Consider the following 6,214-nt stretch of genomic DNA (forward strand, 5'->3'; position numbering starts at 1 on the left):
AGTTGGTTGATAATATCGAGGGTGGAGAAAAAGCTCAGATTCTGATGGGGGCGACTGGAACAGGGAAGACCTATACCATGAGTCAGGTCATTTCCAAAGTTAATAAACCAACGCTGGTCATTGCCCACAATAAGACTCTAGCTGGTCAGCTCTATGGGGAGTTTAAGGAATTTTTCCCTGAAAATGCTGTTGAGTACTTTGTATCTTACTATGATTATTACCAACCAGAAGCCTATGTACCTTCTAGCGATACTTACATTGAGAAGGACAGTTCTGTCAACGATGAGATTGACAAGCTCCGACACTCAGCGACTTCGGCTCTTTTGGAGCGTAATGATGTTATTGTCGTTGCCTCGGTCTCTTGTATCTATGGTTTGGGTTCGCCCAAGGAATACGCTGACAGTGTCGTTAGTCTCCGTCCAGGTCTTGAAATTTCTCGTGATAAACTCTTGAATGATTTGGTTGATATCCAGTTTGAACGGAATGATATTGATTTCCAACGGGGAAGATTTCGCGTTCGTGGGGATGTAGTGGAAATTTTCCCAGCCTCTCGTGATGAGCACGCCTTTCGAGTAGAATTTTTTGGAGATGAGATTGACCGTATTCGTGAAGTTGAGGCTTTGACAGGTCAAGTATTGGGAGAAGTGGATCATTTGGCGATTTTCCCAGCTACTCACTTTGTGACCAATGATGACCACATGGAAGTTGCCATTGCCAAGATTCAAGCAGAATTAGAAGAGCAACTAGCTATCTTTGAAAAGGAAGGTAAACTGCTTGAAGCCCAGCGTTTGAAGCAGAGGACAGAGTATGATATTGAGATGTTGCGTGAGATGGGCTATACTAATGGGGTTGAAAATTATTCTCGCCACATGGATGGACGTAGCGAAGGTGAGCCTCCTTATACGCTTCTCGACTTCTTCCCAGATGATTTCTTGATTATGATTGATGAGAGCCACATGACCATGGGGCAGATCAAAGGCATGTACAATGGAGACCGTTCGCGTAAGGAAATGCTGGTTAATTATGGTTTCCGTTTGCCGTCAGCCTTGGATAATCGTCCTCTCCGTCGTGAGGAGTTTGAAAGCCATGTGCACCAGATTGTTTACGTTTCAGCGACACCAGGCGACTACGAAAATGAACAGACCGAGACAGTGATTGAGCAAATCATTCGTCCAACGGGACTCTTGGATCCAGAGGTAGAAGTCCGTCCGACAATGGGACAGATTGATGATCTTTTAGGTGAAATCAATGCCCGTGTTGAAAAGAATGAACGAACCTTTATCACCACTTTGACCAAGAAAATGGCAGAGGATTTAACCGACTACTTCAAGGAAATGGGCATCAAGGTTAAGTACATGCACTCAGATATCAAAACTCTGGAGCGGACGGAAATTATCCGTGACCTGCGCTTGGGTGTCTTTGATGTCTTGGTCGGAATCAATCTGCTCCGTGAAGGGATTGATGTTCCTGAGGTAAGTTTGGTTGCCATTCTCGATGCTGACAAAGAAGGTTTCCTCCGTAACGAACGTGGACTCATCCAGACCATTGGTCGTGCTGCTCGTAACAGTGAAGGTCATGTTATCATGTATGCGGACACTGTGACCCAGTCTATGCAACGTGCCATTGATGAAACGGCTCGCCGTCGGAAAATCCAGATGGCTTATAATGAAGAGCATGGTATCGTTCCACAAACCATTAAGAAAGAAATCCGTGACCTGATCGCTGTAACCAAGGCAGTTTCTAAGGAAGAAGACAAGGAAGTGGATATCAATAGTCTTAATAAACAAGAGCGCAAAGAACTTGTTAAGAAACTAGAAAAACAAATGCAAGAAGCCGTCGAAGTGCTTGACTTTGAACTAGCAGCTCAGATTCGTGATATGATGTTGGAAGTCAAAGCCTTGGATTAGGGGAATTTTATGAATATTTTAGTTATCAATGGACATCCTGATAAAGAAAGTTACTGCCAAGCAATTTTTCAAACGATTGTAGAAAATATAGACTCAAAGAGACATGAACTTGAAATGATTAATCTTAATGAGGAAGAGTTTGATCCTGTTTTACGTTATGGTTATCGACAAAGGATGGAGGACGATCCGTTTATTCTACGCTCTCAAGAATTAATCCAGTGGGCAGATCATTTCATTTTTGTTTATCCTATTTGGTGGAGTAGTATGCCTAGTCTATTGAAGGGGTGGATTGATCGTGTTTTTACGCCAGGCATTGCATACTCTGCAAATAATCGAGGAAGCTTTATTTTGAACTACTTGAGAGGGAAACAGTTCAAAAAGTTACTAAAAGGAAAAACAGCTAGTATCTATGCAACTTCTATGGCACCAACTTGGTGGTACAAAGTATTTTCAGGTCCGATTAACATTCCAGATAGTTATGGAATATCAGTATTAAAGAATGCTGTATTGAATCACTGTGGCATAAAAACAAAGAGGGTTTCAATCTTGGGAGAGTTAGGCCGTGAAGTAAATACAAGTTCAACAAGACAAAAATTTCTACACAAAGTAGCAAAGGAAGTCAGGGTGTTGGATTAAGGAGAAGAAAATAAATGACGATTGCTATAAAATCAATGGAAACTCCTGAAGAGATAGAAGATAAATCCCTCGTTCACTGGCAAACGTGGAGAGAGGCTTATGACGACCTTTTGCCTGCAGAATTTCAGGAGACAATGACATTAGAAAGATGTCGATTCTTTAGTCAAAAGTATCCAGAAAATACATTGATTGCGATAGATGGCCTTAAGGTAATTGGTTTTATCAGTTATGGCAACTTTCGTGATGAGACTATTCAAGCTGGCGAAATTATTGCCTTATATGTTTTAAAAGACTATTACGGAAAAGGTATCGCACAAAAGTTAATGAAAGCAGCTTTGATTGCTCTTGATCATTTTTCTGAAATTTTCTTATGGGTATTGAAAGATAATAAGCGCGCCATTGCTTTCTATCAAAAAATGGGCTTTACTTTTGATGGACAAGAAAAGATGCTTGAACTTGGAAAGACTATAAAGGAAAAACGGATGGTATTCTATTCTAAATAATTTTACAAAGTAGAAGCTAATGGTACTGGTACCAAGTCTGAAAATGTAATAAATTAGAAAGTGAGTAAATTTATGTCTCGAGCACAATTAACGATTTTAACAAACATTTGCCTGATTGAAGACTTAGAAACTCAGCGCGTGGTGATGCAGTATCGCTCTCCTGAAACCAATCGCTGGTCAGGTTATGCCTTTCCTGGAGGCCATGTAGAAAATGGCGAGTCTTTCGCAGAGTCTGTCATTCGTGAAATCTATGAAGAAACAGGATTGACTATCCAAAATCCTCAACTTGTCGGCATTAAAAATTGGCCACTAGATACAGGTGGGCGCTATATTGTCGTTTGTTATAAGGCGACTGAGTTCTCTGGTACCCTTCGCTCTTCAGATGAAGGAGAAGTTTCTTGGGTACAAAAAGACCAGATTCCAAACTTGGATCTGGCCTATGATATGTTACCTTTGATGGAGATGATGGAAGCTCCGGACAAATCTGAATTTTTCTACCCTCGCCGTACAGAAGACGATTGGGAAAAGAAAATCTTCTAGTCTTTTACTAAATAACCTAGCTGATCCAAGGCCTCCTCGATATAGTGGAGGTCTTGTTGTGTCTTCTATCTAATAGTAATAGAAGATTAGGAAAAAAAGTATATATACTTGCTAAAATTAAATGCTAAATTAGAAAAAATATATGGGTTATACTGTTAATTTTTCTAAGAAAGATGTAAAATAGAAAGTGTACTATGTTTTTAAAACAAGTGTGGTACCCAAAATTAAAAAAGCATATCCTTTCTTTAAATTACTAAAATATTTAAGGGGGGGGGTATTTTTTAGTACCTCTAAAATAAAAATAAGAGAGAGGCGATTAAATGAGGAAATCATATCGTGAAGTGAACGGAGAAAAGGTATTCCGTTACTCTATTCGTAAGTACCATTTTGGTGCTGCAAGTGTTGCAGTTGCTGCATTAATGTTTTTTGCAAATGGTGCGGTTAAGGCAGACACTTTACCAGTATCACCTGCTACGGCGAATACTGAAAAGGTAAATGTTGGTGTTACGGAACTGACAGAAGGAGTTCCACCTAAAGAGAATCCTATAGAGAAATCAAAAGAGGAAGTAGTGGGTGATAAAACACCAGTTGCTCAGAAGCTAGTGGATAAGTCTCCTCTCGTTCAGGCTATTAGTGAACTTCAAGCTGCGATTGTAAAAGTAGACGAGGAAAGTTTAGTAAGTTTATCTAATCAACTTACTCAATTAACCGATGAAAATAACCGTTTACTTAATGGAGAAAATACTTCTGAGGAAGCGATTGCAAGTCAAGTAAGTCGAGTTCAATTTCTTACAGAGCAAGTGCGTCTACTTAAGTCTAAGACTGAAGATAAAACCTCTAAAAAGGAAGATGGATCTGGTTCTAAAGCTCAAGATAAAAAAGAGTTTGAAGTATCAGAGAATGCTGTGACACTTGTTAATCAGACTGAAGAAATCAAAAAATCTGCAAAAGATGTCAAAGTCGAGGACGTGTTCACTAATAAAACCAAATTGGAAACGCTTTTAAAAGAAATTGACAAATTAGATCCAGAAAAATACACTGAAGATTCAGTAAAGGGATTAAAAGAAAAAGTTGCAAAAGCTAAAGAAGTATTAACAACTGCTAACAATCAAGAGGAAGTTAATTCGGTTTATAAAGAGTTAGTTAATTACAAAAACAGTAGTTTAAGACGTGTGAAAACGAATCATAAACCGCTAGAGGAAAACACTCCTAAACTAGATACAACAAATGGTAAAGAAACAGTAGGGAAGAAAGCCCAAAATACTGAGCCAAATGATAGGAATATCGCAGGACATAATCATATCTTGAATGGGACTGCTTTACCTGAAGGTAGTGGACTACGAGCTGCTCCAAACAATACAAGATTCACTTATGAAACAGTAGGTGCTGATTTATCGAGTTTAGTTGCCGGTGAAGAATTAGGATATGGTAAGAACATTATTATCAAAGTAAAATATGATACAAAAGCCATTAGTACAAGAGATGTATATATTACTACAACCCCAAATACTGGACCAAGAACTGAATATACTAACAGACGGAGTGATGGTATTGGGCCGTTTGAAGGTGGAACTAATATAAAACTAGTAGGGAAAATTCCAAATGATATGATTGGGACTTACGATTTGCATGTTCATGTACTAAATAATAAAAATAATAATTCGCAATGGACGACATTAAATGTGCCAATAACCGTAAAACCTAAAAAACCTACTGTAAGTGTTGCTGATTTAGTAAATGCAGAAGGGAAAAAGCCAGTTGTTACAGCAAGAGTTGCGAATACACCTATAAGTAAAGTAGAATTTTATCTTAATGGACAAAAGCAAACTGTAGTAAATGCAACAAATGGACAGGCAACGTGGACACCAACTAGTGCACTGAGAGAAAATGATCGAATTACCGTTAAAAATATTGCACAGGGTGGCATACCTCCTAGAGATGCATATGGAAATACTTTTACAACAAGAGAAACCACGTCAGATATGAGTGATGCTGTGGTAATTCCTAAAGCACCTAAAACAGCAACACCAGCAGCACCAACAGTAGCAAGTGATACAGCAAATGCACGAGTAACCGTAACGCCAAGTGCAGATGCAGACCGAGTAGAAGTTACAGTAGGAAACTCAACAGTAGTCGCAACGAAAACTGGCTCAACATGGACTTTATCGCCAACGAAAACAGGAGTAAGTGTAGATCCAACAAGCGGAGTAGTCACTGTAGCGCATAATGCAGCGAGTGCAGGAACACAAGTTAGCGCAACTGCAAAACACGGCAACAGTGACGTAAGTACAGCGTCAAGAGCAAACTTACCAGCAAAAGAAACAACACCAAATGCACCAACGGTAGTAAGCGATACAGCAAATGCACGAGTAACCGTAACGCCAAGTACAGGCGCAGACCGAGTAGAAGTCACAGTAGGCAACTCAACAGTAGTCGCAACGAAAACTGGCTCAACATGGAGTCTAACACCATCTAAAGACGGTGTAAGTGTAGATTCAAGGACTGGAGTAGTCACTGTAGCGCACAATGCAGCAAGTGCAGGAACACAAGTTAGCGCAACTGCTAAACACGGCAACAGTGACGTAAGTACAGCGTCAAGAGCAAACTTACCAGCAAAAGAAACAACAC

At 39.7% G+C, this 6,214-nt stretch carries 5 protein-coding genes and 1 pseudogene; 5 read left to right on the forward strand and 1 reads right to left on the reverse strand.

Annotated features, from left to right (window positions below; translation table 11 throughout):
• The 4 genes from uvrB to RWO85_RS09395 form a co-directional block, all read left to right on the forward strand.
• Positions 1-1,907: excinuclease ABC subunit UvrB (gene uvrB / locus RWO85_RS09380; RefSeq protein ID WP_314415519.1), on the forward strand; the 1,907-nt coding region annotated here is incomplete at its 5' end.
• Positions 1,908-1,916: 9 nt separating this feature from the next.
• Entirely contained in the window at positions 1,917-2,543 is a 627-nt protein-coding gene (locus tag RWO85_RS09385; RefSeq protein WP_314415522.1) for an NAD(P)H-dependent oxidoreductase, read from the forward strand.
• 14 nt (positions 2,544-2,557) lie between these two features.
• Positions 2,558-3,046, forward strand: coding sequence for a GNAT family N-acetyltransferase (locus tag RWO85_RS09390; RefSeq protein ID WP_314415524.1), 489 nt, complete (start codon positions 2,558-2,560; stop codon positions 3,044-3,046).
• Positions 3,047-3,118: 72 nt separating this feature from the next.
• Positions 3,119-3,586 (forward strand): 8-oxo-dGTP diphosphatase, encoded by a 468-nt coding sequence (locus RWO85_RS09395; protein WP_295332367.1) that lies wholly within the window; start codon positions 3,119-3,121, stop codon positions 3,584-3,586.
• Here RWO85_RS09395 and RWO85_RS09400 read toward each other — a convergent pair.
• Positions 3,583-3,651 (reverse strand): annotated as a pseudogene (locus tag RWO85_RS09400) (DNA-binding transcriptional regulator); the annotation flags it as partial. The gene RWO85_RS09395 and the pseudogene RWO85_RS09400 overlap by 4 nt on opposite strands.
• 255 nt (positions 3,652-3,906) lie before the next feature.
• Here RWO85_RS09400 and RWO85_RS09405 point away from each other — a divergent pair.
• Positions 3,907-6,214, forward strand: a 2,308-nt coding sequence (locus tag RWO85_RS09405) for a YSIRK-type signal peptide-containing protein (protein WP_314415526.1), incomplete at its 3' end; no start/stop codon positions are given.

Source organism: uncultured Streptococcus sp. (genome assembly GCF_963521865.1).
Taxonomy (GTDB): domain Bacteria; phylum Bacillota; class Bacilli; order Lactobacillales; family Streptococcaceae; genus Streptococcus.

Bases quoted from the DNA above. Each gene is read 5' to 3' on its own strand.
- RWO85_RS09390 (WP_314415524.1), top strand. From the start codon at position 2,558: ATGACGATTGCTATAAAATCAATGGAAACTCCTGAAGAGATAGAAGAT.
- RWO85_RS09395 (WP_295332367.1), top strand. From the start codon at position 3,119: ATGTCTCGAGCACAATTAACGATTTTAACAAACATTTGCCTGATTGAA.
- RWO85_RS09385 (WP_314415522.1), top strand. From the start codon at position 1,917: ATGAATATTTTAGTTATCAATGGACATCCTGATAAAGAAAGTTACTGC.